Source organism: Flavobacterium johnsoniae, assembly GCF_030388325.1.
Classification (GTDB): domain Bacteria; phylum Bacteroidota; class Bacteroidia; order Flavobacteriales; family Flavobacteriaceae; genus Flavobacterium; species Flavobacterium johnsoniae_C.
On sequence record NZ_CP103794.1, the window covers coordinates 4,405,343 to 4,430,932 of the forward strand.

Below are 25,590 nucleotides of genomic sequence, written 5' to 3' on the forward strand. Positions count from 1 at the left end.
TAAATAAACATTGTTGTTACAATTCTAGAAAAAAGCGTTAATTTAGTGTCCGCTTTTTCTGAAAAATTCAAAGTTTTAAAAGAGAAATCTTTCAATTAAACCAATTGTTTATTTGAAACCAACTGCCCTAGCCCTGATGGGAGCGGCATCCTTTTGTGGTGGGGTTCACCACAAAAGATATAGCGGACAGCAGGAAATAGCTCCTTCTTTCAACAACGCTAAAAACATAAATAGAAAAAATAATAAATTAAAATACCTAAAATGAGATTAGAAGATTTTGATAATGATGAAGATAAAGTAATTCAGGATCGTTTGAAACAAAAAACGTGGAATGAAATTAGAACCAATGACAGCTGGGCAATTTTTAAAATTATGTCTGAGTTTGTAAATGGTTACGAAGCAATGGGACGTATTGGTCCTTGCGTTTCGATTTTTGGTTCTGCGAGAACAAAACCAGATGACAAATACTATCAATTGGCTGAAAAAATTGCTTATAAAATCAGTAAAGCTGGTTACGGTGTGATTACAGGAGGCGGTCCCGGAATTATGGAAGCTGGAAATAAAGGCGCACATTTAGGTGGCGGAATTTCGGTTGGTTTGAATATTGAATTGCCTTTTGAACAGCACTTTAACCCTTATATCGATCACGATAAAAACTTGAATTTCGATTATTTCTTTGTGAGAAAAGTAATGTTCGTAAAATATTCTCAAGGTTTTGTAGTAATGCCAGGCGGTTTCGGAACTTTAGACGAAATGTTTGAAGCGATTACTTTGATCCAAACTAAGAAAATTGGAAAATTCCCGATTATTTTGGTTGGCGTAGAGTTTTGGTCTGGTTTAATCGAATGGGTTAAAACGGTTTTGGTAGAGAAAATGCATACGGTTAGTCCAGAAGACTTGAATTTATTTAAAATTGTGGATACGGAAGATGAAGTTGTAGATGTTTTAGATAAATTCTACAAGAAATATGATTTGAGTCCGAATTTCTAATTTTTGAACCACATAAATGATATAAGTATATTTAAGTGTTACGCTTAAAGCAATGCTTTTAAATGAACTTATATCACTTATAAGGTTAAATTTTACTACAAATACGCAAAAATTGAAAGCTGTTTTTTTAAACAGCTTTTTTTATGCTATTTTTACAAAAATCCGAAGTCACAATATGTCCGTAAATTAAGTATATCTGAACATTTTTAAGCCCGTATTTGAAAGCACTTTATAAAATTATTTGCCTTTTTATAGTTTTATTTTCTTCGATAAAACTTTCAGCACAACATCAATCTAAGATGGAAGTGGCGGTAAATCTTGAGCTTAAAACACTGAATGTAAAACAGGATCTTACTTTCTACAATACCTCAAATGATTCTCTAAACTCTATTGTTCTTAATGATTGGAATAATGCTTTTGTAGATAAAAATACACCTTTAGCAAGACGTTTTTCAGATGAATTCTACAGAGGATTTCATTTAGCAAAGGCTGTTGATAGAGGAAAAACTACAATTTTAAGCTTGACAGATGATAGTTCTTTAGCTTTGGAATGGGAAAGAACGGAAAAAAATCCAGATTTTATAATCGTTCGTCTGAATCAAAAACTGGCTCCAAACGAAAAAATCGATTTGCATCTTACTTATATTGCTAAAATTCCAAACGATAAATTTACACATTTTGGTTTTGATCAAAATGGCGGTATGGCTTTAAAAAATTGGTTTATAAGTCCTGCACGTTTTGAAAATGATGAGTTTATAAAATACAACAATTTTAATCTAGACGACATTGCAAATGCCGTTGCAGATTATGAAGTCGCTATTAAAATTCCAAATCAATATGCTATTACAACGGATTTAAATTCGATTTCTAAAGACGTCAGCAATTCTGATTATAGCGTTTACTCTTTTTCAGGCAAAAACAGATCTGATTTTAGTCTTTACATCGAAAAGCAAAATAGCTTTAGAACTTATGATAATGGTTTAATTGAAGTTTCGACAGATTTAAAAAGTAAAAAAATAAGCGAAATTCAAAAAGCTGTAATTATAGACCGAGTTGTTTCGTTTATGGAAGGTTTTATTGGCGAATATCCGAATGAAAAAATTACGGTTTCGCAAGCAGATTATGAACGAAATCCATTTTATGGATTGAATCAGCTGCCTTCTTTTATTAGTCCGTTTTCAGATGATTTTATTTTTGAAATTCAGTTTTTAAAAACATTTTTAAATAATTACCTCAAAAATAGTCTTCGATTAGATCCAAGAAAAGACAATTGGGTTTATGATGGAATTCAGATTTATGTCATGATGAAATACATGGAAGAGCATCATGAAGACCAAAAAATGCTGGGAAGACTTTCTAACATGAAATTGTTCAGCAGCTATAACATTACTAATCTAACTTTTAATGAGCAATACAGCTATTATTATATGCTTATGGCTCGTAAAAATTTAGATCAGCCATTGGGAGATCCTAAAAATACTTTAATCAAATTTAACGAGCAGATAGCAAGTAAATATCGAGCAGGTTTAAGTTTGAGTTATTTGGATGATTATCTGAATCATAACATTGTTCCAGAAAGTGTAAAAGAGTTTTATAACTTGAACAAAATTGGACAATCTAATCGTTATGATTTTGAAAAAATTCTAACTAAAAAAAGTCCAAAAAACATCGATTGGTTCTTTAAAACAATTATAGATTCTCGAGATATAATCGATTATAAATTTAGTAATGTTTCTAGAACTGCAGACAGCGTTTCTTTTTCAATTAAAAACAAAACCGGAATTTATGCACCTATTCCCGTTTACGGAACTAAAAAAAATCAGGTTGTTTTTAAGGAATGGATCGAACCAAAAAAAAAAGATTCTGTTTACGAATTACCAAGAAAAAATGCAGATAAAATTGTCATTAATTTTGATAATGAAGTTCCAGAATATAATCAGAGAAATAACTGGAAATCGCTGAAAAATATTGCTCTGAATCGTCCAATCAAATTTAACTTTGCTAAAGATTTAGAAGATCCGAATTACAATCAGATTTTATACATTCCAACAATCTATTATAATTATTACGACGGACTTACGCCTGGCATAAGATTTCATAACAAAACTATTTTAGACAAGCCGTTTAATTTTGATATTAATCCTGCTTTTTCTTCTAAAACAGGAAGTTTATCAGGATCTTCGGCATTTTCTTGGAATCAGTATTATCGCAATAGCACTTTGTTTAATGTGCGTTATTCTTTAAGTCAAAACTACTTTCACTATGCTCCGGATGCAACTTACTTAAGATTGAATCCGATGGTGCAATTCCGCATTCGCGAAAAAGATTTCAGAGATAATAGAAAACAGCTTATTATGGCGCGCCAAATAATTGTAAATCGTGAAGCGAGCGATTATATTACAGACAATTCAAAACCAAACTATTCTATTTTTAACGCCCGATATTCTAATACAAAAACAGAATTAATCAATCATTTTAACTTTATGACTGATGTTCAGTTTTCGGGAGATTTTGGAAAACTTTCGGGAGAAATTGAATACAGAAGATTATTTCAGAATAACAAAAAACTGAATTTGAGATTATTCGCAGGGACTTTTCTTTATAATACAACAAATTCAGATTATTTCAGTTTTGGTTTAGACCGTCCAACCGATTATTTATTCGATTATAATCTCTTTGGAAGGTCAGAAAGCACAGGCTTTTTTAGTCAGCAATATGTGATTGCCGAAGGTGGATTTAAATCGCAATTAGAACCTTCTTACGCAAATCAATGGATGACAACTTTGAATGCAAGTTATGCCGTTTGGAACTGGATTGAACTTTATGGAGATATTGGTTTTATGAAAAATAAACATCAAAGTGAGTTTTTTGCCTACGATACTGGAGTACGTTTAAACTTGGTTCCAGACTACTTTGAACTTTATTTCCCAGTATATTCTAATAACGGGTGGGAAATATCTCAAACAAAATACAATGAAAAAATACGATTTATAATCACTTTCTCGCCAAAAACATTAGTTACTCTTTTTACCCGAAAATGGTTTTAATCAAATAAAAATTAAACAAAAACTTGCGAAATTATCAATAAAATTAAATTTTACATAAAAATTACATAAATAAAATACGTAGTTTTTTGATTTTGAATACAAATAATTAAATTATATTTAGTTCAAAGAATTATGATTATTGATTGTTTTTAAGTAATTTCGCGACATAATAACATGACCCTACAAGATTATGATAAAAGAAAAAAACAATACTACACTGACATTTGAAGATTTCAAAACTGAGGTATTGAATGACTATAGAATAGCTGTAACAAGCCGTGAATGTAGTCTTTTAGGTCGAAAAGAGGTATTAACAGGAAAGGCTAAGTTTGGAATTTTCGGCGACGGAAAAGAAGTTCCGCAGCTGGCAATGGCTAAAGCCTTTAAAAATGGTGATTTCCGTTCTGGATACTATCGCGATCAAACTTTTATGATGGCTATTGGCGAATTAGATTCAAGACAATTTTTTGCTGGTTTATATGGTCATACCGATTTAGCTTTCGATCCAATGTCGGCGGGAAGACAAATGGGCGGACACTTTGTTACGCATAGTTTAAACGAAGACGGTTCTTGGAAAGATTTAACAAAACAACGAAACTCAAGTTCAGATATATCTCCAACTGCAGGACAAATGCCAAGATTATTAGGATTGGCTCAAGCTTCTAAAATCTACAGAAACGTTGACGGAATTACAATAAAAGACAAATTTTCTGTAAATGGAAATGAAGTTGCTTGGGGAACTATCGGTAATGCAAGTACTTCTGAAGGTTTATTTTTTGAAACCATAAATGCTGCCGGAGTTTTACAAGTTCCTATGGTAATGAGTGTTTGGGATGATGAATATGGAATTTCGGTTCACGCTAAACATCAGACAACTAAAGAAAATATTTCTGAAATATTAAAAGGATATCAGCGCGATGAAGATTCTAAAGGTTATGAAATCTTTAGAGTAAAAGGTTGGGATTATGCCGAACTGGTTTCGACTTATGAAAGAGCTGGCGCAATTGCACGTGAAGAACATATTCCAGTTTTAATTCACGTAAACGAATTAACGCAACCGCAAGGCCACTCTACTTCTGGTTCTCACGAACGTTACAAAAGCGCAGAAAGATTAGCTTGGGAGAAAGATTTCGACTGTATTCGCCAAATGCGTCTTTGGATGATTGCCATTAATATTGCTTCTCCAGAAGAATTGGCAGAACTTGATTTTCAATTGAAAAAAGAAGTTTTAGAAGCTAAAAAAGATGCATGGAATGCTTTCATTAATCCAATTATTGAGGAACAAAAAAATCTTCTTGAATTATTAGAACAAATTGCCGAAGCGAGCATTAATCATAAAGATAGAATCAAAAAATTAATTTCTGAATTGGCAGCGATTAAAGCGCCTTTAAAGAAAGAAATTTTAGTTTACGCTAGAAAAATTCTTCGTTTTATTGAGGTTCCAAACAGCAAAGTTCTTTTATCAAATTGGATTACAAATTTCTTAAATGAAACTCAAGAAAAATTCAGCAGTAATCTACATTCAGAATCAAGTGAAAATGTATTTTCTGTAGAAAAAGTGCTTCCTAAATATGCTGAAAATGCAAAACCAGATTTAGATGGAAGAATGATTCTTCGTGATAACTTTGATGCTTTATTTGCAAAATATCCTGAAACTTTAATTTTCGGTGAAGATGTTGGAAACATTGGAGACGTAAATCAAGGTTTGGAAGGAATGCAGGAAAAGTACGGTGAACTTCGTGTTGCCGATGTCGGAATTCGTGAAGCAACTATTATTGGTCAAGGTATCGGAATGGCTTTGAGAGGTTTACGTCCAATTGCTGAAATTCAATATTTAGATTATTTATTGTACGCTATTCAGATCATGAGTGATGATTTAGCTACATTACAATATAGAACTGTTGGAAAACAAAAAGCACCATTAATCATTAGAACTCGTGGACACCGTTTAGAAGGAATCTGGCATTCTGGTTCTCCAATGGGAATGATTATCAATGCGATTCGAGGAATTCATGTTTTGGTTCCGAGAGACATGACACAAGCGGCTGGTTTTTATAACACTTTGTTAGAATGTGACGAACCTGCTTTGGTTATCGAATGTTTGAATGGATATCGTTTAAAAGAAAAAACGCCTTTAAATTTTGGTGAATTTAAAACGCCAATCGGAGTTGTAGAAACTTTAAGAGAAGGTTCTGACATCACTTTAGTTTCTTACGGATCAACATTAAGATTGGTTCAACAAGCAGCTAATGAATTGGCAGAAAAAGGAATTGATTGTGAAGTTATTGATGTTCAATCTTTACTTCCGTTTGACATTAGTAAAGACATTGTAAAAAGTGTTGCAAAAACAAATCGTCTTTTAGTAATTGATGAAGATGTTCCTGGCGGAGCTTCGGCTTTCATTTTACAACAGATTTTAGAAGAACAAGATGCTTACAAACATCTAGATAGTAAACCACAGACTCTTGCAGCAAAAGCACACAGACCTGCCTACGGAACTGACGGTGATTATTTCTCTAAACCTTCTGCAGAAGACATTTACGAGAAAATATATGATATGATGCATGAAGTTAATCCTTCTAAATATCCTGCTTTATACCAGTAATTTAGAATGTTTTCGATATTAAAAAAAGCTCCAAAATTTTGGAGCTTTTTTGTTTTTTATTCTTTATCAACTTTGTCAAAGTTTGAAACTTTGACAAAGTTCTTTACGCAACATTAACAATTATCAATTAACAATTAATCAAATATCTCTCAACATTGCTCTAGCTCTTTCCAAATCTTCAGCCGTATCAATTCCAATACCAACATGCGTTGTTTCAACCATTTTAATGCGTTTTCCGAACTCTAAATATCGAAGCTGTTCCAGTTTCTCAGAAGCTTCTAAAGATTTCATAGGAAGACTGTAAAAGTCTAATAAAGCTTGTTTTCTAAAAGCATAAATTCCGATGTGCTGAAAATATCTTACACCAACATTTACCTCTCTTGGATATGGAATTACAGAACGTGAAAAATACAACGCAAACTGAGATTGATCTACCACCACTTTTACATGATTTGGATTATTGATTTCTTCTTCATCAGTAATTTCACGCATTAACGAAGCTAAATCAATTTTTTTATCAGGATCATTTTTAAAAACAGATAAAACCTCCGCTAAAGGTCCTGCTTCTGTAAAAGGTTCATCGCCTTGAACATTTACTACAATATCAACATCTAGGTCTGCAATTGCCTCGGCGATTCGGTCGCTTCCAGATTCATGTTCTTTGATGCTCATTATCGCTTTTCCTCCATTAGAAACGATTTCATCAAAAATCAAATCTGAATCGGTTACTACAAAAACATCATCAAATAAATTTGTAGAAACGGCTGCTTCGTAAGTTCTTAAAATTATTGTTTTTCCACCCAAATCCTGCATTAGTTTTGCTGGAAAACGTGTGGAAGCATATCTTGCCGGAATTACCGCTATTATTTTCATTTTTTATGTCATTGCGAGGAACGAAGCAATCTCATCCTCATTATTAATTTATTCTTTTGTGAATCTCTGTGTAAAACTTTGCGAGTCTCTGTGAAAGCTATAACGCAAAGATGCACAAAGGTTTCACAAAGATTCGCAAAGTTTTTACATTATTTTTACCGAAGTCATACTCAAAGAACCCGCTAATAACTTATCATTAAAAAGTTCAATTTCATCCGTTTTATCTTTTAATCCTAAAGTATATAACAACGGAAGATAATGCTCTGGAGTTGGAACTGCCAATTGAATGGCTTTATTCAATTTTTCAAAATCTATTAAAGGCTGGAAATTTCCATCTAATAAATAATTATTTACGGTTTCTCGAGCTTCAATTGCCCAATCGTAACCGTAATTATCTTTATCAAAATTTCTAAAGTCAACCATTCTAAGATTATGGACAATATTTCCGCTTCCGATGATTAAAACACCTTTATAACGAAGCGCTTGCAGTTTTTGAGCCAATTCAAAATGGTATTGTCCCGATTTTGTATAGTCAATACTCAATTGAATAACTGGAACATCTGCATTTGGATATAAATGTTTAATAACACTCCACGCACCGTGATCTAAACCCCAATGTTCGTCTAACTCAACCATTACTGGATCTAAAAGTTTTTGAGTTTCAACAGCCAATTCTGGACTTCCTTTGGCTGGATATTGCACATCAAAAAGTGCTTGCGGAAAACCTCCAAAATCATGAATAGTTCTTGGCATTTCCATCGAAGTAACTTTTGTTCCTTTTGTAAACCAATGCGCAGATACACACAAAATAGCGTTCGGTTGCGGCAGAGTTTTAGCCAAATTGCGAAAACCAGCCACAAATTGATTTTCTTCAATTGCGTTCATCGGGCTGCCGTGTCCTAAAAATAGAACGGGCATTTTATCTGTATTCGAAAACGTTGATGAAATCGAATGTAAATCGTTTAGTGTTGTCATTGTAAAAATATTTAAACACGGATTACACAGATTTGCACTAATCTAAATCAAAAAAATTCGTGCTAATTCGTGAAATTAGTGTTTTATTCCTCAAAACTCTCGTCTTTAAATCCTATCAAATATAACTTATTTTTAGCACGTGTCATAGCCGTGTAAAGCCATCTAATATAGTCGCGATCGATTCCGTCTGGTAAATATGGCTGTTCTACAAAAACCGTATTCCATTGTCCACCTTGCGATTTATGACAAGTAATCGCGTATGAAAATTTAACCTGGAGTCCGTTAAAATATTCGTTTTCTTTTACTTTTTGAAATCTCTTATATTTAGTTGGTTCATCTTCATAATCTTTCATTACTTCTTCATACAAACGATTTGATTCTTCGTAAGTTAAAGATGGAGACTCGCTTTTTAAAGTATCCAAAATCAAAACGGTTTCAAAAGGTTTCTGATCCGGATAATCGACCATTCTAATTTTTACTTTCGCAAATGTAAATCCGTATAATTCTCTGATTCCGAAAAGTTCCAAAACTTCAATAATATCTCCGTTGGCAATAAATCCTGCTTCGTCGGTTTCTTTTAGCCAGAAATAATTATTCTTTACAACCATTAAAAAATCCCCTACAGAAAGTTCGCTTTCTTTAAATAAAATTCGGCTTCGAATCTGTTCGTTATATTGATTGGCTCTTTTGTTAGAACGAACAATAAATGCCGTGTCTTCAATACTATAATTGCTGTACGCCATATTTATGGCATCTTGAATATCGTAACCGTCTGTTAATCGTACAATGTCTTTGAATTTCTTTACATTAAATCGAAACTCAGTAATAAAGCTTTCTTTCAATAATTCACGTAATTCTGTCGCATTGTACAAAATTCCAGAACTTTCTTCCTGACGCATTACTTCATCGAGTTCGATATGTTCAATTTCTTTACTATAATGAAAACCCAAAGTGTCAATATCTAAAGCCGGACTAACATCTAAATTAACTGGCGGAAGCTGAGCAGTATCTCCTAAAAGAATCATTTTACAATTCTGTCCCGAATAAACATAATTAATCAAATCGTCTAGAAGCGAACCGCTGTCTAAAGTGCTGTCTGAAATCATAGAAGCTTCATCGACGATAAAAATGGTGTTTTTATGTTTGTTTACTTGCTTTGTAAAAGCCACTCCTCCACCCGAAGATTTCTTAGGAAAATAGATTTTTTTATGAATTGTAAAAGCTGGATTGTTCGAATAATTAGCAATCACTTTTGCCGCGCGTCCTGTTGGTGCGAGCAAAACATATTTCTTATTAATATCTCCCAAATTATTTACAATTGTAGAGATTACAGTCGTTTTTCCTGTTCCGGCATATCCTTTTAAAACGAAAATAGTATCATTTTGAGGTTCAGTTAAAAAAATGGCGATTTTCTGAAAAAAAATATCCTGTTTGAGAGTTGGTACAAATGGAAATCGTTTTTGTAAAATACCGTAAAAGAGTGCAGAATTCATAAGGAAAAATTGAAATACAAAGTTCGCTTATTTAAATGGCAATAACAAAATTCAATTTCAATGGCTAAATCAAATTCAACGTGAAAATTAAAAATAATATCTAAAACTTAAATTTAATCATACTCTTAAACAACTGATAATAAACAAAATGATAATATTCTGCTAACTTTTATGTAATATTATTTTTAGAAATTGCACGTTAATTAAGTCTTTTTCATTGAGATTGAAATTGACATTGTTATTTTTTTTATTTGTAAGTTTGTGGTCGCTTAAATTCTTTCTTGATTTAAAACAGGTAACGAATTGTAAATCAACTATGTCATTACAAAATACTAACATTACTTCTAAAAATTACAAAAAACTTTCGATTCAGGTTTCACTGACGGGATTTTCATATTGCTGTTTTGATACTTTAAATAATGTCATTACTTCGTTTAAAGAAATTCAATTTGACAATTCAAATAAAACATCAAAAATTGAAGATTTATTTGCGAATGCTTTTAAGAATAATCCTGAACTAAAAGATGTTTATGATGAAGTAATGGTTATTCATACCAATAATCTTTCGACTTTTGTTCCAACGGCTTTGTTTGATGAAAATTATTTAGGAAGTTATCTGCAATACACCACAAAAGTTTTCGAAACAGATTTTTTTACTTTTGATCAAATATCTAATTATCAAATGAATTCGGTTTATATTCCGTATGTAAATATCAACAATTTCTTGATTGACAATGTTGGTTCATTTGATTACAAACATGCCAATAGTATTTTGGTCGAAAAAATATTGGACAATTCTCGCAATGACGATGATAAAAAAATGATTGTGAATTTTAATCCAGAAAATTTCGAAATTATCGTTGTGCAAAATCAGAAGTTATTGCTGTTCAATTCTTTTGAATACAATACACCAGAAGATTTTATCTACTATATTTTATTTACTGCGGAGCAATTAAGCATGAATCCAGAGAGTTTCAAACTAGAATTGTTAGGAACAATTAAAGAAAATGATCCTTTTTATGCTATTGCATACAAATATGTTCGCCATATCTCTTTTATGGATGTAACCAAATTGCAAGAAAAAAATAGCTTTTCTACAGCTGAAAATCAAAAACATTATATCTTATTTCAATCATGAGAATCATTTCAGGAAAATACAAAGGACGCCGTATTAATCCGCCAAAAAATCTACCTGTAAGACCAACGACTGATATGAGTAAAGAAGCATTATTTAATGTTTTGAACAATCATTTCAACTTTGACAGCTTAAAGGTTCTGGATTTATTTTCGGGAACTGGAAATATTAGTTTTGAATTCGCTTCACGCGGAAGCGCACCAATAACTTCAGTTGACGGAGATTTTGGATGCGTAAAATTCATCAAACAGGTTTCATCAGAATTTGATTTTGATATCGCGGCAACTAAAAGTGATGTTTTTAAGTTTTTAGATAATACTAAAACTACTTACGATATTATTTTTGCCGATCCTCCGTACGGTTTGGATCAGGCAACTTTTGAAAAAATCGTTCTGACTGTTTTTGAAAGAGATTTATTGGAAGAAGACGGAATGATGATTATCGAACATTCTAAATATACCAAACTCGATCATATGAGTAATTTTTCTTTTCAGAAAAGTTACGGCGGTTCATTTTTTAGTTTTTTCGAACTAAATTCAACCGATGACGATGAAGAATTACCACATGATATTTCTAAAAAAGAATCCGAAGAAGACGAAGGTTAGTTTTCTTTTAATTATAAAAAAGTCTCTTTAAATTCAAGAGGCTTTTTTATTTTACCTAATTCTATTTTCATTCTCATTAATATTTTTTTCTTTTAACTCACTTTTCTTAATTTTCCAAAAGAATAACGAAGCGTGATAGAAACTTCATTTGAATCAACTAAATATCTCGCTCGTGAACTTATATTATTGATTGTAAATCTTTCTGTGTAAATTGTATTCTTAAAAACATCATTATAATTTAAAGCGCAAGTCCAGTTTTTACCAAATTTTTTTTGCCAAAAACCCATCAAAAATTAGTTTTGCGTTTCGTTCAAAAACACCTACTTTTTGTTTTGAACAATTAAAACTTCTTTCAATTGTTCATTTGAAATCGAATCTTTTAGCTTTTCATTTTGTGCATTGGCAATAAATGAAAGACAGAATAATAAAAGTGCTATTAGAAGTTTTAATGGTAAATAGATATTCATTTTAAAATCTTTTGATTAATGTCAATGCAAAAATGATTTGAAAAAATTATTCCGAAAGTTAATTGAAGGTTAATGCGGAGTTAACGAGCTTTTTATACCGTAAAAGCATTATTTTTGATGCAGGTAAAATCCATTATGAAACAAAGAATCAATTTATTAATAGTATTTTCGGTTGTCGCACTAATTGTTCTGACGACTGTGCAATGTTATTTGGTAAAAACGGCTTACGATTATAAAGTAGCCGAATTTCATACGCAGATTAAAAACGAAATTGGAAAGATTTCGAATAATTACAGCGATATTGATTCTGCAATTGTTTCTAGAAAAGAAGCGCTTTACAAAAGTCTTTCGGAAAATTATATTAAAGGAAAGAAAACTAAACTTGACGTAAAAAGCGGTGTTCTTCAGGCGCAATATCAAAATGCAATTACCCAGAAATTACAGCGAAAATTTGAGAGAGATTTGCCTAATTTTAAGATTGATTTTGCTATAGTTTTGAATAAATTTATTCTTTACAAAAGCAAACAAGAAGCAGATACTATTTTCTCTGAAAAACCTTTTATTGAAAATAAATTATACGGAAATCTTCTTTCTCTAAATCATGCTTTTTTGGTTAGAAGTTATGTCGGAACCACAAACGGAACTTTTGATAATCAGGATTATAAATTACTGACAGAAGATTCGATGTACGTCTCGGTTGTAGATTGGGAAATGATTATTTTAGGAAGAATGACTTTTATTCTGATTCTGTCTTTATTATCGATTCTGACGTTGATAACGCTTTTTGTAATTGCGCTTAAAGCTTTAATTAAGCAAAAAAAAGTAAGCGATGTTAAGACCGATTTCATCAATAATATTACACACGAATTAAAAACTCCTTTGGCAACTTTAGGAATTTCGACCAAGATTTTAGAGCAAAAAAATATTCGTAACAACGATGAAAATTTCACTTCGATTGTAAATACTATTTCGCGCCAGAATAATCGTTTACAAAATTTGATTGATCAGGTTATGGCAAATTCATTAGCAGAAAATGAAATTGAATTGCAAAAAGAAAAAATCGAAACCGAAGATTTTTTGCTTTCGATTGTAAATGATTTTAAAATTACTTTTCCGAAAATCAATCTTAAAACCGATTTTCAAACTCAGAAAACAATTTTGGTTTTAGACCGATTTCATTTAACAACAGCTTTTTTAAATGTTTTGGAAAATGCTGTAAAATATGGTTCAAGCACAATTACCATTAAAACAAAAATAATTGAAAACCAATTTTCTATTACTTTTGAAGACAACGGAATTGGAATTGCAAAAAACAAACAATCTTTTCTTTTCGAGAAGTTTTACCGTGTAGAACAAGGAAACTTGCATAATACAAAAGGCTTAGGTTTGGGTTTATATTATGTTGACCAAATCGTAAAAGCGCATCAGGGTTCTGTAAACGTGATTAGCGATTTAGGAAAAGGATCTCAGTTTACTATTTTATTAAAAGTCTAATTACTTTATTTTGAAAAAATTACTTTTAGCCGAAGACGATTTTGATTTTGCAGCAATTTTAAAACAATATTTAGAACTCCATGAATTTGAAGTTACTTGGGCAGAAAATGGCGAAATCGCTTTAAAATATTTTGAAAATCAAACTTTTGACATTTGCATTTTTGATGTCATGATGCCAAAATTGGACGGGTTTTCTTTGGCAGAAAAAATCATTACAATTAATCCAGAAGTTCCTTTTATTTTTCTAACCGCAAGAAAATTAAAAGAAGATAAATTAATTGGATTAAAATTAGGTGCAGACGACTATATCGCTAAACCTTTTGAGGTTGATGAACTTGTTCTTCGATTGCAGAATATTCTAAAAAGAATTGAACAAAAAAGAACTTTAGAAGGAAATAATATAATCGAAATTGGTTCTTATATTTTTGATAATGAACGTCTGACTCTCAATAACAAAAACCACGTTCAGCAGCTTACAGAAAGAGAAGCATCTCTAATTGAGTATTTATATCTAAATCATAATCAATTATTAAAAAGAGATCAGATTTTGATGTCTGTCTGGAAAAAAGATGATTATTTTACTGGACGAAGTATGGATGTTTTCATCAGCAGACTTAGAAAATACTTTAATTCTGATCCTAAAATCAAGATTGAAAGTGTTCGAAATATTGGTTTAGAATTTAAAATTCAAAAGTAATCCTGCAAATCATATAATTTTAGTAAACAATTGTATAACAAGAATTAAGGTTTGAGATTTAAATTTGTTAGAGAAACTTTAAATCTAAAAATCATGAACCTAAAAAGATTTTTCGGAGGATTATTAACAATCCTCGGAATTGTAGGACTTATTTATACTGCCGTTATTTTTGCCGGCACTTCTGGAGAAACCAGAGATATTAAATCATTAATTATTTACGGTATTTTAGGAATTGTTTTTTTTACGTCTGGAATCAGTTTGGTTCGCGCGACAAAAGACGAATCTTAGAAAACTATTTCACTAAAACGGCGGCAATCTTTTCGTAAAGAGGAGTTTTTACGCCGTATTTCTTTCCTTCATTTACAACAAATTGAGTGAGCGAAAGAACTTCGGTATTTTTGCCAGCCAACAAATCTCTATGCATAGACGAAGTAGCTTCTTTTGGAGATTTTTCTAATTTTAAAATAGTCTGTCCAACAATGTCATGTGGCAATTTTAAGCCTTTTGCCTGTGCTACATCTTCAATTTCGTGAAGCAATTCTATATAAACTATTTTTGATTCGGCATTTTTTAAAATATCTCCAATATTCTGATTTAAATAAGAAGTTACAGAAGCTAAAGCAGAAATAAAAATAAATTTTTCCCAAACTGCTTCTTCAATATTTTCAACTAAATAACTTTCGATTTTTGCTTTTTTAAAAATCAGATTGAGTTCTTCTAATTTAGAAAATGGAGCCGTTTTTGAACCAAAAAACAACTTTTCATAGAAACCAATTTTACGAATCGTTCCTGGCGAAAAAATCATAGAAATGATATAAACGCAACCTTGCAAAACTTCATTTTCAGGAAATAGTTTTTGAATTCTTTCCTGAGCGTCAACGCCGTTATATAAAGGCAAAATTACAGTTTCTTTCTTTATGCAATCTTTCAAAGAATGCAAACTTTCTTCAATATCATAAGTTTTAGTGGCACAAATGAGATAATCTAAAATTCCTATTTCTTGAGAATTATTAGAAACTAAATCTGGATAAACAATCATTTCTGAATCGTCTGTAACAATCTTTAGTCCGCTTTCAGCAATTGCGTTTTGGTTTTCTCCTCTTGCAATAAAAATGATTTCAATATCATCAGATTTGAAATACGCTTTCGCTAAAAGTCCGCCGAAATAACCTCCGACGCCGCCAATTCCTAAAATTCCAATTCTTGTTTTCATAATTATTCAATTAATGCCGCGAAGGCGCTAAGTCACAAAGTTTCTTTTCTCGTAAAGTAATTTTAGCCAACAGAAAACGTAAAAACTTAGAGGCTTAGAGTCTTTGTGGCTAAAAAAAATTATTCCTCCGAAATCGGATTCAAATCGAGTTCTGTAAAATCTCTTTCGGTTTTAGAAATAATAATCGTTGCAACTGTATTTCCGATCAAGTTTGTAATCGCTCTGGCTTCGCTCATAAATTTATCAACTCCTAACAAAAAAGCCAAACCTTCTACCGGAATTTTGTGCAATGCCGTTAAAGTTGATGCCAAAACTATAAATCCGCTTCCTGTAACGCCCGCCGCTCCTTTCGAAGTAATCATTAAGATTCCGATTACCGTAAGAATTTCGAAGAAACTCAAATGAACATCGTATAATTGTGCCAAAAAAATTACAGACATTGATAAATAAATCGAAGTCCCGTCAAGATTAAAAGAATATCCTGTCGGAATCACAAGTCCAACTACCGATTTACTGCAGCCCATTCTTTCTAATTTTACCATAATACTAGGCAAAGCCGCTTCAGAAGACGAAGTTCCTAAAACTAATAAAAGTTCTTCTTTAATATATTTTAAAATAGAAAGAATACTAATTTTATAATATCTCAGAATACTTCCTAGAATTAAAAAGACAAATAATGCCATTGTCAAATACACGCAAAGCATTAATTTTCCTAGCGGAATTAAAGTTGCCAAACCAAATTTACCAATAGTATATGCCATTCCGCCAAAAGCACCTATTGGAGCGAGATACATTACATATTTTAAACCAAAGAAAACCACTTTAGAAATTCGTTCTAAAACTAAAATTGTCTGTTCTCTTTTTTTATAAAAATTCAATGCAATTCCGCAGATAATTGCGGCTAATAAAACTTGAAGTGTAAAATTGGAAAAGAAAAACTGAAGCCAAGAAAAATCTTTCGCACTTCCGTTTGTATATTGACTAGCATCTCCTAAAGTTAATCCAGATTTATCAATTTTTCCAGGCTGAAAAAAATAAGCTACAGCAACACCAATTGCCAAAGCAACGGTAGAAACTACCTCAAAATAAGCTAAGGCTTTTACACCTATTCGACCGACTTTCTTGAGATTTCCCATTCCTGAAATTCCCAAGACAATTGTCAGAAAAATAATTGGCCCAATAAAAAGTTTGATTAAGTCGACAAATCTTTTACCTAAGATTTCCATTTTCATACCATTTTCGGGAGAAAAATGTCCAAGCAAAACACCAGCAATAATTGCGATTAAAACCCAAAAAGTAAGATTGGTAATTACAGTACGAAAAAGACTTTTATTAGTTTGTGAAGAAGGATTTGGAGTCGAAATATTCATGAAATTGGGTTAGATAGTTTCACAAATATATAAAAAATGCAGACCTGTAAGCCGGATTCTGTTCTTGTCTTATTTTGCAACAAAACAATACCTTATCATTTATCTAGATCCAGAATTACTTCGGGACTCAATCTACCTACCCTTCGGCAACGAACGAGAAGCTCTTAAATGCCGATATACTTGGTATTTCACCGCATAGAGTTTACCTGGTTTCACTACAGCATTACCTGTACATACTTTCTGCTGCACTTGTCCTAATCCCAACAACAAGTTATCGGGACCGACGGGCGTTACCCGCTATGCTTCTCTGTGGTGTCCGGACTTTCCTCCCTCCCGATGAATCGGGACGACGATAAGGCGGTCTGCGCTGCAAAAGTAGCGATTTAAGAACTAACAATAATCATTTTAAATTTCTGTTTTTATGACTTTCATTCTAACTTTTTAATTTTAAAATAGTTATCTTTAAAATTGTATAATTATTAAATTCAGTTTATCATGAAAAGAATGTATCATTACGCAACTGTTTCAAAGGCTTTAGATCAATTGAATGAAAAAGGATTTACATGCGATTTTAATCGAAATGCAGAAATGATTAAAAGAAATCCTGACAAATTTGAAATTGTTCATGTGTATCGATACGAGGGTAATTCGGACCCAGCAGATGAGGCAGTTGTATACGGAATTAAATCGACTTCGGGGAAAAAAGGAGTTTATGTGGCTGGCTTCTCGGCAGATTCTGATCAGGAAACAGCAAAATTTTTATTTGATTTAAGCATTAGAGGAAGATAGTTTTCTGTTAATTTTCTAAAATCAAAAAAAAAAAAAAAAAGAGAACAAAAAAGTATTTAATAATCTGTGTCATTCCGAAAAACGGAATCTAGCCTTTTTCGGAATGGCATATAATTAGAAAATCTTTAATGAATTTTGAATTCCAAAAAACATTAAAATTTAGTTTTCAAATCCATTCTACCGTGAAGAATTCTTATAATTTCAATTTCTTGTTTTGAAATAATCCGATAAAATAAAATGTGTTCATTAGATTTATAACCTAATAATTTTTCTGACACATTATCGTATTTCTTTCCAAGATTAGGATTCTCAGCAACTTCCTGACAAGAATCTAAAAGTAAAAGATAGTATTTATCAGCCTGTTTTTCTGACCATTCATCAAAAGTATAATTCCAAATATCTGCTAAATCTTCGACAGCTTTATTTGTCAAATAATATTTAGCCATTTTTTCTGTTTGCTTTTAAGCTTTTAAGATGTTCATTTGGATCAAAATTTTCGGCACGTCCGCTATTAATTCCATCTTGAATTGCCTTTTTTAAAACGATTAATTTACTTTCTTCTTCTTCCAAAAGTCGTAATCCTGCCCTAACAACTTCACTGGCATTCTTATATCTTCCCTCCGAAAGACTGTTTTCTATGAAGTTTTCAAAATGATTTCCAAGTGATATAGAAGTATTTCTTCCCATATTATTTTTATAAGATTGCAAAGTTACCAAAAATTGGTAATAATTCCGCAGAAGATTATATAAAAAAAGCCCTTCTTAAAAGAGGGCTTTAAAATAGTACAACTATAATACTGTTGTTGGTATTTTTAACTTCCAGCCTGGCTGAATTAAGTCGGGGTTTGAAATGATATCTTTATTTGCTTCGAAGATTGTTTGCCAAGAAACGCCAAACTCTTTTCCGATTTTCGAAAGCGAATCACCGCTTTTAACCGTATATTCTTTTGAAGCGCTTTCTGCAACTTTAATATTCATTACAACATCTGCAGATCTGTAATCTGGATCAATCGCACCATAAGAATTCCAAAGTTTCTCTTTATCTTCTGCCGATTTTACTATTCCGTCGATATACAATACATTATCTTGCTCTCTTACTTCCAAATTTGTTGTTCCCAATTGAGATGCCAAATCTGTCAATTCCTTATATTTATCTTGTAAACTCATAACACTCTTATTTAATAATCAATTTATTGTCGACTTTTTTAGGATGCAATTCCTGGATACTTTGCATTAAAGGCTGTAGTTTATCTCTTTTAATTTCACCCGAAAGTGTCACTACACCTCCAACAACAGTTGCGCTAACTCCATCATAAGCATCTACAACTTTATGTATCGATTTATCTAATTCTGTATCTGGATTAATAACAACAGCCGCAGCAGCTGGTTCCTGATTTGCTCTAGCAAGTTCGCAAGTGTTTACTACCGATTTTACTCCTTTGGTTGCTCGAACGCTTTTTTCAATATTCTTTTTGAAAACTTCATCATCACAAGTTCCGGTAATTGTAGCGACACCATCGTGAACAGTCACTTGTATGTTTGGTGTGTCACTTAGTTTTTCGCTAATCGCTTTTTCTATGTCTGCATCTTTTGGAGCGCAGGCTATTAAAGAAACAGCAAGCGCCATTCCTAATAAAATTGACCTCATTTTCATAATACTTTCTTTTAATAATTAACTTTTTTAAAATTAAATAGATTAATTACCAAAAGGTTATAACATGTTGTGATGAGATTTATATGTTTTCCAGTAGATTGAGATTATTTTAACTAAAAGAAAATCATCAATCAAAAATGAGCGCTCTTGGAGCAAAAACAAGTACTATTCTAATTATATCATGTTTAATCCAGTTTCTAATTTCCCCAACTTATCATATATACTATTCAAATATGTTAACATTGTAGATGGGGCTTGATAAGTATGAGTAACTCCAGCGATAGAAGTATGAGCAGCTGGATTTCTTAATGATATAAGACTATTTAATTGTGATTTTAATAATGTAAAGTCGCCATTATAATCTAAAATATCTTCTAAAGGCTCAACATTTATAATCCCTATTAATTTAATCAATATGGGTCTTAAATTTTTATCATATTCGAATCCGTAAGTTCCATCCACAAATTGTTTTTTTGCTAAGTTAATATTATTAGTTTTCAATAATTTTAAATCAATATATTTTTTAGTTATATCGTCAATACATAATTCAATCCAACCACACAGTTCTATTAAAGCTAATTTTGAATAATAAATTTTGTGACTATTATCTGTAGCAGTATCATATAAAGTAACTAATTCCACTAGTAAAGTTTCAATCGGAAGTTTTGGCAACATTATTTTGAAAATTTATTTTTGGAGGCATTTAATCTGTTAATTAACTTATCCTTTTGAGCCAAGCCCTCTTTTAAATTAACCAAATTAAATTCTTCTAAATTCAAAAATTCAGTAAATAACAACCTAACCTCTGCATTACTTTTAGATTTTAGGTTTTCAATATTTTTTGACAATCCATATAGCAATCCTTCTAGTACAGTTTTACTTATATTCTTAATTTGTTTATCATTAAATATTTTGGTAAATAAAATTTCCAATGTTTCATTTAATAATAATTTTTTTTTATCTAATTCATCTTTGCTCAATTGTCTATTTTTAAACATATAATCATTTAGAAAGGTGGAAAGTTTACCACTGTATGTGTTTAATTCATCGTAAAATGCAAAGAATCTTAAAAAAAGTTCTTCATTTGCAAATCGTGATTTTTGTCCAATCGATTTTGATACAATATCAGAACTAGAAATATCTTTCAAAAGAGTATTAAAACTACCATTGTATATACAATTTCTAATTTCTTGATTATTTAATTTTATACCTCCTGAGTTTAATCTGTGGAATATTGTGAATAAATATTCAGTGTGAGATTTTTTTGAATAATCACATCTAATAACAGTTATAGGTATAACAATATTTTGAACTCTTGAATAAAGTTCTTTATGTTTAGCTTTAATTATTGCAACTGTTTTTCCTGATAAATTTTCATCAATATCTTCAAGTTGAGATAATTTCCATTCATCATCAGATAAAAAATTAATAATACTGCTCATTCTTTGCAAACCATCTATAATTTGCCTTTGATCAGTTTTATAGTCTAGACTAATACACATACTTGGTATAGGTAATTGTTTGATTAAACTATCAATAAACCTTGTTTGATCTGGTTTTGACCAAACCACATCTCTTTGAAAATCAGGTTTTATATCTAATTGATTACTTTCATACATTCTTAATAGATCCGCACAAGATCTTAATTCATTAAAGGCAACAATGTCTGTTGGAGGTAATTCATTATTATTATCTTCAAAAGTTAATTCATTCTCTAATTTTTCTATTTCAGAACTTTTATCTTCGTTAAGATTACTCATATTTTATTAAATCAAGGTTACTATCCATACAATATGTAAGAAATTAAACAATAAATTACACATTAACGAAAATACAAATTAAACTATAGATTTGACAAAACATCAATTATTTTTAAAATTTATTTTTATTTAATTAATTATAAAATTCATACCCAGTTGCTAAAGTTAATTTCCTAACGTTTCAAAAAAAACATTAATTCCTCAAACTTAAACTACTTAGAAATTCACAAAAATATTTATGATTTTCAGATTTGTGAATTGGTAATTTTCAGACTATATTTGCTATCGAATAAAAAAGAATATGGAACAATTTGTAGTATCGGCACGTAAATATCGCCCGCAGACCTTTAAGGATGTTGTGGGGCAAAAAGCCATTACCAACACTTTGTTGAATGCTATAGAAACCAATCACTTGGCTTCTGCTCTTTTATTTACTGGACCACGTGGAGTTGGTAAAACTACTTGTGCACGTATTTTGGCTCGAAAAATAAACCAGCCTGGATATGACGATCCTACTGAAGATTTTGCATTTAACGTTTTTGAGTTAGATGCCGCTTCAAACAACTCAGTTGATGATATTCGTAGCTTGATTGATCAAGTTCGAATTCCACCACAAACGGGACAATACAAAGTATATATTATTGACGAGGTCCACATGTTGTCTTCGGCTGCTTTTAATGCTTTTCTTAAAACATTAGAAGAACCGCCAAAACATGCTATTTTCATTTTAGCAACAACAGAAAAACACAAAATTCTTCCGACGATTTTATCTCGTTGTCAAATATTCGATTTCAAAAGAATTACCGTAAAAGATGCTAAAGAACATTTGGCCGATGTTGCCGAAAGTCAAGGAATCAATTTTGAAGATGACGCACTTCACATTATTGCTCAAAAGGCAGATGGTGCTATGCGTGATGCTTTGTCTATTTTTGACCGTGTAGTTTCGTATTGTGGAACTAATTTAACACGTCAAGCCGTAACCGAAAACCTAAACGTTTTAGATTACGAAACTTATATTTCGATTACCGACTTACTTTTAGAAAATGAAATTCCGAAGCTTTTATTAGCGTACAATGACATTCTTGCTAAGGGCTTTGACGGACATCATTTTATTGCAGGTTTAGCTTCTCATTTTAGAGATCTATTGGTAAGCAAAACGCCTTCGACAATTGCTTTATTAGAAGTTGGAGAACAAGCGCAGCAAATGTATGCCGTTCAATCTCAAAAATGTTCTCAGGAATTTTTATTAAAAGGAATTGATATTGCAAACGACTGTGATTTAAAATACAAATTGAGTCAAAATCAACGTCTTTTAGTAGAATTATGTTTGATGCAATTGGCCTCTATCAACTTTGATGGAGAAAAAAAAAAGCTGAGCAATTCATAATTCCTCCCGTTTACTTTAAAAACGGCGGGTATTCTATTGTTGAAGTCGAAAGTCGAAAGTCGAAAGTCGAAAGTTCTGCAGCAACTGAAGATCAAACTGCTGAAGCAGTAATTGAGACCAAAACAACTATTCAACCAGAACAACAAACTGTAGAAACTCCAAAAGTTCAAACTCCAGAACCTCCAAAAACGGAAACAGACGGCACACCAAAAGTTTCTGCTTTTTCTCTTGCTAGTATTCGCAAGAAAAAAGAATTGGAAGCAAGCACAAAATCTTATGTTAAACCTTCGTCTGTATTACCTACCGAAGAGTTTAACGAAACAGATATGCGTCTTCATTGGAACAAATATGCGGAACGCTTAGGTCAAAAAGGACTTAAGATTATGGAATCGATATTATTGATTTCTGATCCAGTTTTAGAAGGAACTAAAATCTATTATGAGTTGCCAAATGAAGGTTCTAAACTTGAATTTGAAAGCCAGATGAATGGTTTATTAGGTCATTTAAAAGGTCATTTGCATAATCACGACATTACGATTGAGGTTATTGTAAACGAGCAAGTAGAAATGAAGAGAAGCTACAACAATCAAGATCGTTACAATCGTTTCTTAGAAATAAATCCAAACATCGAACTTTTGCGCTCAACATTTGGATTAGATTTAAAAGATTAGTTTTTATTTATTTTGGAGACCGAAATTGTAGACTTTTTCGAGCCATTTTTTTCTTTGAGATTCCTCAGATCCTTTAATGATTCCGATATAACTAACTTTAACTGGTTTTATACCACAGAATTCTAAAGTAGATTTCTTTAATTGATTAACACTTGGTCTTCCAAAAAATAATCTATAATACCAACTCGGCTGATCTAAAGTGGTAATAATATGTGCGGTTTTGCCTTTTAGGAGTTTATCCCACCAAACCGAATTTTCACGGTATTGAAACGCCATTCCAGGTAAAAACAAACGATCAATAAATCCTTTGGTAATTGCAGGAAGTCCGCCCCACCAAACAGGATGAATCCAAACTAAATGTTCTGCATTTTGTATTTTCTGCCAAGCCTCTAGAAGATCAGGTTCTAGTTCTGTTCGTTTTTGATAACCGAATTGAAGATTTGGGTTGAATTTTAAATCGTTAATTACTATAGTTTCCACTTGAGCATTAGAAGCTAAAGCGCCATTTTTATAAGATTCTGCAATTCCGAAATTGAAACTTTCAGCGTTTGGATGCCCGTTTATAATCAGTATTTTTTTCATATCAATGTTTTTTTCAAAAATACTTTTAGTACATTTTATTTTACTAGACAAATGTCCTGAAAAACTTTTCTTAACTGTATAATTGTTCACGCAGATTTCGCAGATAAAAATGATCATATGAATATTTCGATTAAGCAGATTTTACATAAAACTAAAGCAAATAATCTGTACAAATCAGCTTAAATCTTTTAAAATCTGCGTGAAATAAAACTAATCTAAACTATGGCTTTTCGAATTCTGCTTAAATGTCTTGGCGTAATTCCTAAGTAAGAAGCTAAATATTGCAATGGAATTAACTGTATGTATTTTTGATGATTTTGATACAATTCTTCGTAACGTTCTGCACCAGATAATTTCTGAAAAGAAACCATTCTTTTATGCAGGTTTACAAATTCTAATTCGGTTAGTTTTCTACCCGTCTCTTGCCAGTTAAAACCCGATTTGTATAGTTTTTCTAAAGCTTTCCTATCGAGAATCTGTAATTCTGTATCGGTTAAAGCTTGAATATTTTCTTCTGCTTTTTCTTCTGTAATAAAACTGGCAAAAGATGCCATAAATTCATTTTCGAAAGCAAAACAATTGGTGATTTCGTCACCTTTATGATTAACAAAAAAGGAACGAAGAATTCCTTTTTTTATAAAAACAATTTCATTGCAAACTTGATTTTCAGTCAATAACAATTCTCCTTTTTTTAAGGTTCGAAACGTAATTAAATCATCTAAAAGATTTAATTCGTCAGCAGAAAAATCTTGAATGGACTGAAAAATTGATTTCATTATTATTTTTTGCCACGAATTACACAAATTAACACGAATTATTCTTTTTGCTAAACTTAAAAAATAATTCGTGTAATTTGTGGTTAATTTTTTAAATTTTACCGTAATACATTGCTTTTACGATACCATCAGAAAGTCCGATTTTTGGAACATAAATCTGGCGCGCTCCACTCCATTTCATTGCATTTAGATAAATACGCGTAGCGTGAATAATTACGTCGGCACGGTCAGAGTTTAAACCTAATTCGGCAATTCTCTGCTCGTAAGTCAATGAATTTAAAAATGCATATTGTGAATTAATATAAATGTATGAAAGCGGTTTTTCTTGCTGTTTTCCAGACATTTTAAACAATTTATTGATGTTTCCACCAGATCCGATTAAAGTAACTTCCTCATAATCTGCAGTGTTGGTTTTAATCCATTTTTCGATTTCGTCCCAAACCACATCGTGAACCATATTGTTTAATAAACGAACAGTTCCGGCTTTGAAAGATCTCGAAGTAATCATTTTTCCAGAAGAGAAAAGCGTAAACTCGGTACTTCCACCTCCAACATCCACAAAAAGATAGGTTTCATCAGACTTAATTAAATGATGCAAATCTGTAGAAGCGATAATTGCCGCTTCTTTTTTACCATCGATAATTTCGATTTTAATGTCGGCTTTTTTCTTAATTAAAGCCACAACTTCTTTTGCATTATACGCTTCGCGCATTGCAGAAGTTGCAAACGCCATATAACGCTCTACTTTATGTACTTTCATCAAAAGATTGAATGCTTTCATGGCATCAACCATTCGATCTATATTTTCTGGTGAAATTTCTCCAACTGTAAAGGCATCTTGCCCTAAACGAATTGGCACACGAACAAGGGAACTTTTATTAAACTGCGGTTCTTTTCCTTCTTGTTCTACAACATTCGATATCAGTAGCCTCATGGCATTTGAACCGATATCTATTGCTGCAAACTTCCTAATATTAATCATGCTCACTATATGATTTGAAATTGGT

At 31.6% G+C, this 25,590-nt stretch carries 27 protein-coding genes and 1 other RNA gene; 11 read left to right on the top strand and 17 right to left on the bottom strand.

Annotated elements, in window-relative coordinates; all coding sequences use genetic code 11:
* The first annotated feature begins 261 nt into the window (after positions 1-261).
* The 3 genes from NYQ10_RS18635 (at position 262) to NYQ10_RS18645 (ending at position 6,642) form a co-directional block, all read left to right on the top strand.
* Positions 262-990 carry a TIGR00730 family Rossman fold protein gene (locus NYQ10_RS18635; protein WP_289877729.1) on the top strand — a complete coding sequence of 243 codons (729 nt, stop codon included), beginning with the start codon at positions 262-264 and terminating at the stop codon, positions 988-990.
* A 299-nt stretch (positions 991-1,289) separates the two neighbouring features.
* Entirely contained in the window at positions 1,290-4,037 is a 2,748-nt protein-coding gene (locus tag NYQ10_RS18640) for an aminopeptidase (RefSeq protein ID WP_289877730.1), read from the top strand.
* Between the two features lie 190 nt (positions 4,038-4,227).
* On the top strand, positions 4,228-6,642 hold the full coding sequence (locus tag NYQ10_RS18645) for an alpha-ketoacid dehydrogenase subunit alpha/beta (protein ID WP_289877731.1): 2,415 nt from the start codon (positions 4,228-4,230) through the stop codon (positions 6,640-6,642).
* 138 nt (positions 6,643-6,780) lie between these two features.
* On the opposite strand, the gene kdsB is transcribed toward NYQ10_RS18645, so the two are convergent.
* From kdsB to NYQ10_RS18660, 3 genes are all read right to left on the bottom strand, one after another.
* On the bottom strand, positions 6,781-7,515 hold the full coding sequence (gene kdsB, locus NYQ10_RS18650) for a 3-deoxy-manno-octulosonate cytidylyltransferase (RefSeq protein ID WP_289877732.1): 735 nt from the start codon (positions 7,513-7,515) through the stop codon (positions 6,781-6,783).
* Between the two features lie 144 nt (positions 7,516-7,659).
* Positions 7,660-8,490 (bottom strand): 4,5-DOPA dioxygenase extradiol, encoded by an 831-nt coding sequence (gene ygiD / locus NYQ10_RS18655; protein WP_289877733.1) that lies wholly within the window; start codon positions 8,488-8,490, stop codon positions 7,660-7,662.
* An 83-nt stretch (positions 8,491-8,573) separates the two neighbouring features.
* On the bottom strand, positions 8,574-9,983 hold the full coding sequence (locus tag NYQ10_RS18660) for an ATP-dependent DNA helicase (RefSeq protein ID WP_276173043.1): 1,410 nt from the start codon (positions 9,981-9,983) through the stop codon (positions 8,574-8,576).
* A 316-nt stretch (positions 9,984-10,299) separates the two neighbouring features.
* Between NYQ10_RS18660 and NYQ10_RS18665 the strand changes: the two genes are divergently transcribed.
* Positions 10,300-11,121 carry a DUF3822 family protein gene (locus NYQ10_RS18665; RefSeq protein ID WP_276173042.1) on the top strand — a complete coding sequence of 274 codons (822 nt, stop codon included), beginning with the start codon at positions 10,300-10,302 and terminating at the stop codon, positions 11,119-11,121.
* The gene (locus NYQ10_RS18670) at positions 11,118-11,723 is read left to right on the top strand and encodes an RsmD family RNA methyltransferase (protein WP_289877734.1); all 606 of its coding nucleotides are present in this window, start codon (positions 11,118-11,120) and stop codon (positions 11,721-11,723) included. Before NYQ10_RS18665 ends, NYQ10_RS18670 begins: the two co-directional genes overlap by 4 nt.
* A gap of 92 nt (positions 11,724-11,815) precedes the next feature.
* Here NYQ10_RS18670 and NYQ10_RS18675 read toward each other — a convergent pair whose 3' ends face one another.
* Positions 11,816-12,010 carry a hypothetical protein gene (locus tag NYQ10_RS18675; protein ID WP_289877736.1) on the bottom strand — a complete coding sequence of 65 codons (195 nt, stop codon included), beginning with the start codon at positions 12,008-12,010 and terminating at the stop codon, positions 11,816-11,818.
* 33 nt (positions 12,011-12,043) lie between these two features.
* Positions 12,044-12,190, bottom strand: coding sequence for a hypothetical protein (locus NYQ10_RS18680; protein ID WP_289877737.1), 147 nt, complete (start codon positions 12,188-12,190; stop codon positions 12,044-12,046).
* 135 nt (positions 12,191-12,325) lie between these two features.
* On the opposite strand from NYQ10_RS18680, the gene NYQ10_RS18685 reads away from it, so the two are divergent.
* The 3 genes from NYQ10_RS18685 (at position 12,326) to NYQ10_RS18695 (ending at position 14,669) form a co-directional block, all read left to right on the top strand.
* Entirely contained in the window at positions 12,326-13,684 is a 1,359-nt protein-coding gene (locus NYQ10_RS18685; RefSeq protein ID WP_289877738.1) for a sensor histidine kinase, read from the top strand.
* A gap of 10 nt (positions 13,685-13,694) precedes the next feature.
* On the top strand, positions 13,695-14,381 hold the full coding sequence (locus tag NYQ10_RS18690; protein ID WP_289877740.1) for a response regulator transcription factor: 687 nt from the start codon (positions 13,695-13,697) through the stop codon (positions 14,379-14,381).
* Positions 14,382-14,474: 93 nt separating this feature from the next.
* Positions 14,475-14,669, top strand: a complete 195-nt coding sequence (locus NYQ10_RS18695; RefSeq protein ID WP_068845681.1) for a hypothetical protein — start codon at positions 14,475-14,477, stop codon at positions 14,667-14,669.
* 4 nt (positions 14,670-14,673) lie between these two features.
* On the opposite strand, the gene NYQ10_RS18700 is transcribed toward NYQ10_RS18695, so the two are convergent.
* The 3 genes from NYQ10_RS18700 to rnpB all read right to left on the bottom strand — a co-directional run bounded on the left by NYQ10_RS18700 (position 14,674) and on the right by rnpB (position 17,333).
* Complete coding sequence (locus NYQ10_RS18700; RefSeq protein WP_289877741.1) at positions 14,674-15,594, bottom strand: ketopantoate reductase family protein; 921 nt, start codon at positions 15,592-15,594, stop codon at positions 14,674-14,676.
* Positions 15,595-15,713: 119 nt separating this feature from the next.
* Positions 15,714-16,964: a cation:dicarboxylate symporter family transporter gene (locus NYQ10_RS18705; RefSeq protein WP_289877742.1), complete on the bottom strand. Its 1,251-nt coding sequence runs from the start codon at positions 16,962-16,964 to the stop codon at positions 15,714-15,716.
* Positions 16,965-16,995: 31 nt separating this feature from the next.
* An RNA gene (rnpB, locus tag NYQ10_RS18710) (RNase P RNA component class A) lies at positions 16,996-17,333 on the bottom strand.
* A 126-nt stretch (positions 17,334-17,459) separates the two neighbouring features.
* On the opposite strand from rnpB, the gene NYQ10_RS18715 reads away from it, so the two are divergent.
* Positions 17,460-17,753, top strand: a complete 294-nt coding sequence (locus NYQ10_RS18715; RefSeq protein ID WP_184162184.1) for a hypothetical protein — start codon at positions 17,460-17,462, stop codon at positions 17,751-17,753.
* A gap of 152 nt (positions 17,754-17,905) precedes the next feature.
* On the opposite strand, the gene NYQ10_RS18720 is transcribed toward NYQ10_RS18715, so the two are convergent.
* The 6 genes from NYQ10_RS18720 to NYQ10_RS18745 form a co-directional block, all read right to left on the bottom strand.
* Positions 17,906-18,199, bottom strand: a complete 294-nt coding sequence (locus tag NYQ10_RS18720; RefSeq protein ID WP_289877743.1) for a type II toxin-antitoxin system RelE/ParE family toxin — start codon at positions 18,197-18,199, stop codon at positions 17,906-17,908.
* Positions 18,192-18,440 carry a type II toxin-antitoxin system ParD family antitoxin gene (locus NYQ10_RS18725; protein ID WP_289877745.1) on the bottom strand — a complete coding sequence of 83 codons (249 nt, stop codon included), beginning with the start codon at positions 18,438-18,440 and terminating at the stop codon, positions 18,192-18,194. The genes NYQ10_RS18720 and NYQ10_RS18725 overlap by 8 nt, the downstream gene beginning before the upstream one ends.
* Positions 18,441-18,542: 102 nt before the next feature.
* A complete protein-coding gene (locus NYQ10_RS18730) occupies positions 18,543-18,920 on the bottom strand; it encodes a LysM peptidoglycan-binding domain-containing protein (protein WP_289877746.1) in 378 nt (125 codons plus the stop codon).
* Positions 18,921-18,927: 7 nt separating this feature from the next.
* Positions 18,928-19,407, bottom strand: coding sequence for a BON domain-containing protein (locus NYQ10_RS18735; RefSeq protein ID WP_289877747.1), 480 nt, complete (start codon positions 19,405-19,407; stop codon positions 18,928-18,930).
* A 174-nt stretch (positions 19,408-19,581) separates the two neighbouring features.
* Positions 19,582-20,082 carry a HEPN domain-containing protein gene (locus NYQ10_RS18740; protein ID WP_289877748.1) on the bottom strand — a complete coding sequence of 167 codons (501 nt, stop codon included), beginning with the start codon at positions 20,080-20,082 and terminating at the stop codon, positions 19,582-19,584.
* Positions 20,082-21,167, bottom strand: coding sequence for a DUF262 domain-containing protein (locus NYQ10_RS18745; RefSeq protein WP_289877749.1), 1,086 nt, complete (start codon positions 21,165-21,167; stop codon positions 20,082-20,084). Before NYQ10_RS18745 ends, NYQ10_RS18740 begins: the two co-directional genes overlap by 1 nt.
* Before the next feature lie 301 nt (positions 21,168-21,468).
* On the opposite strand from NYQ10_RS18745, the gene dnaX reads away from it, so the two are divergent.
* Both dnaX and NYQ10_RS18755 read left to right on the top strand, forming a co-directional pair.
* Positions 21,469-22,554, top strand: a complete 1,086-nt coding sequence (gene dnaX, locus NYQ10_RS18750; protein ID WP_289877750.1) for a DNA polymerase III subunit gamma/tau — start codon at positions 21,469-21,471, stop codon at positions 22,552-22,554.
* A gap of 254 nt (positions 22,555-22,808) precedes the next feature.
* A complete protein-coding gene (locus NYQ10_RS18755; protein WP_289877752.1) occupies positions 22,809-23,225 on the top strand; it encodes a DNA polymerase III subunit gamma/tau in 417 nt (138 codons plus the stop codon).
* 3 nt (positions 23,226-23,228) lie between these two features.
* On the opposite strand, the gene NYQ10_RS18760 is transcribed toward NYQ10_RS18755, so the two are convergent.
* From NYQ10_RS18760 to NYQ10_RS18770, 3 genes are all read right to left on the bottom strand, one after another.
* Positions 23,229-23,807 (bottom strand): NAD(P)H-dependent oxidoreductase, encoded by a 579-nt coding sequence (locus NYQ10_RS18760; protein WP_289877753.1) that lies wholly within the window; start codon positions 23,805-23,807, stop codon positions 23,229-23,231.
* A gap of 215 nt (positions 23,808-24,022) precedes the next feature.
* Positions 24,023-24,583: a Crp/Fnr family transcriptional regulator gene (locus NYQ10_RS18765; RefSeq protein WP_289877754.1), complete on the bottom strand. Its 561-nt coding sequence runs from the start codon at positions 24,581-24,583 to the stop codon at positions 24,023-24,025.
* Between the two features lie 91 nt (positions 24,584-24,674).
* A complete protein-coding gene (locus NYQ10_RS18770; protein WP_276173024.1) occupies positions 24,675-25,565 on the bottom strand; it encodes a Ppx/GppA phosphatase family protein in 891 nt (296 codons plus the stop codon).
* Positions 25,566-25,590: the final 25 nt, after the last annotated feature.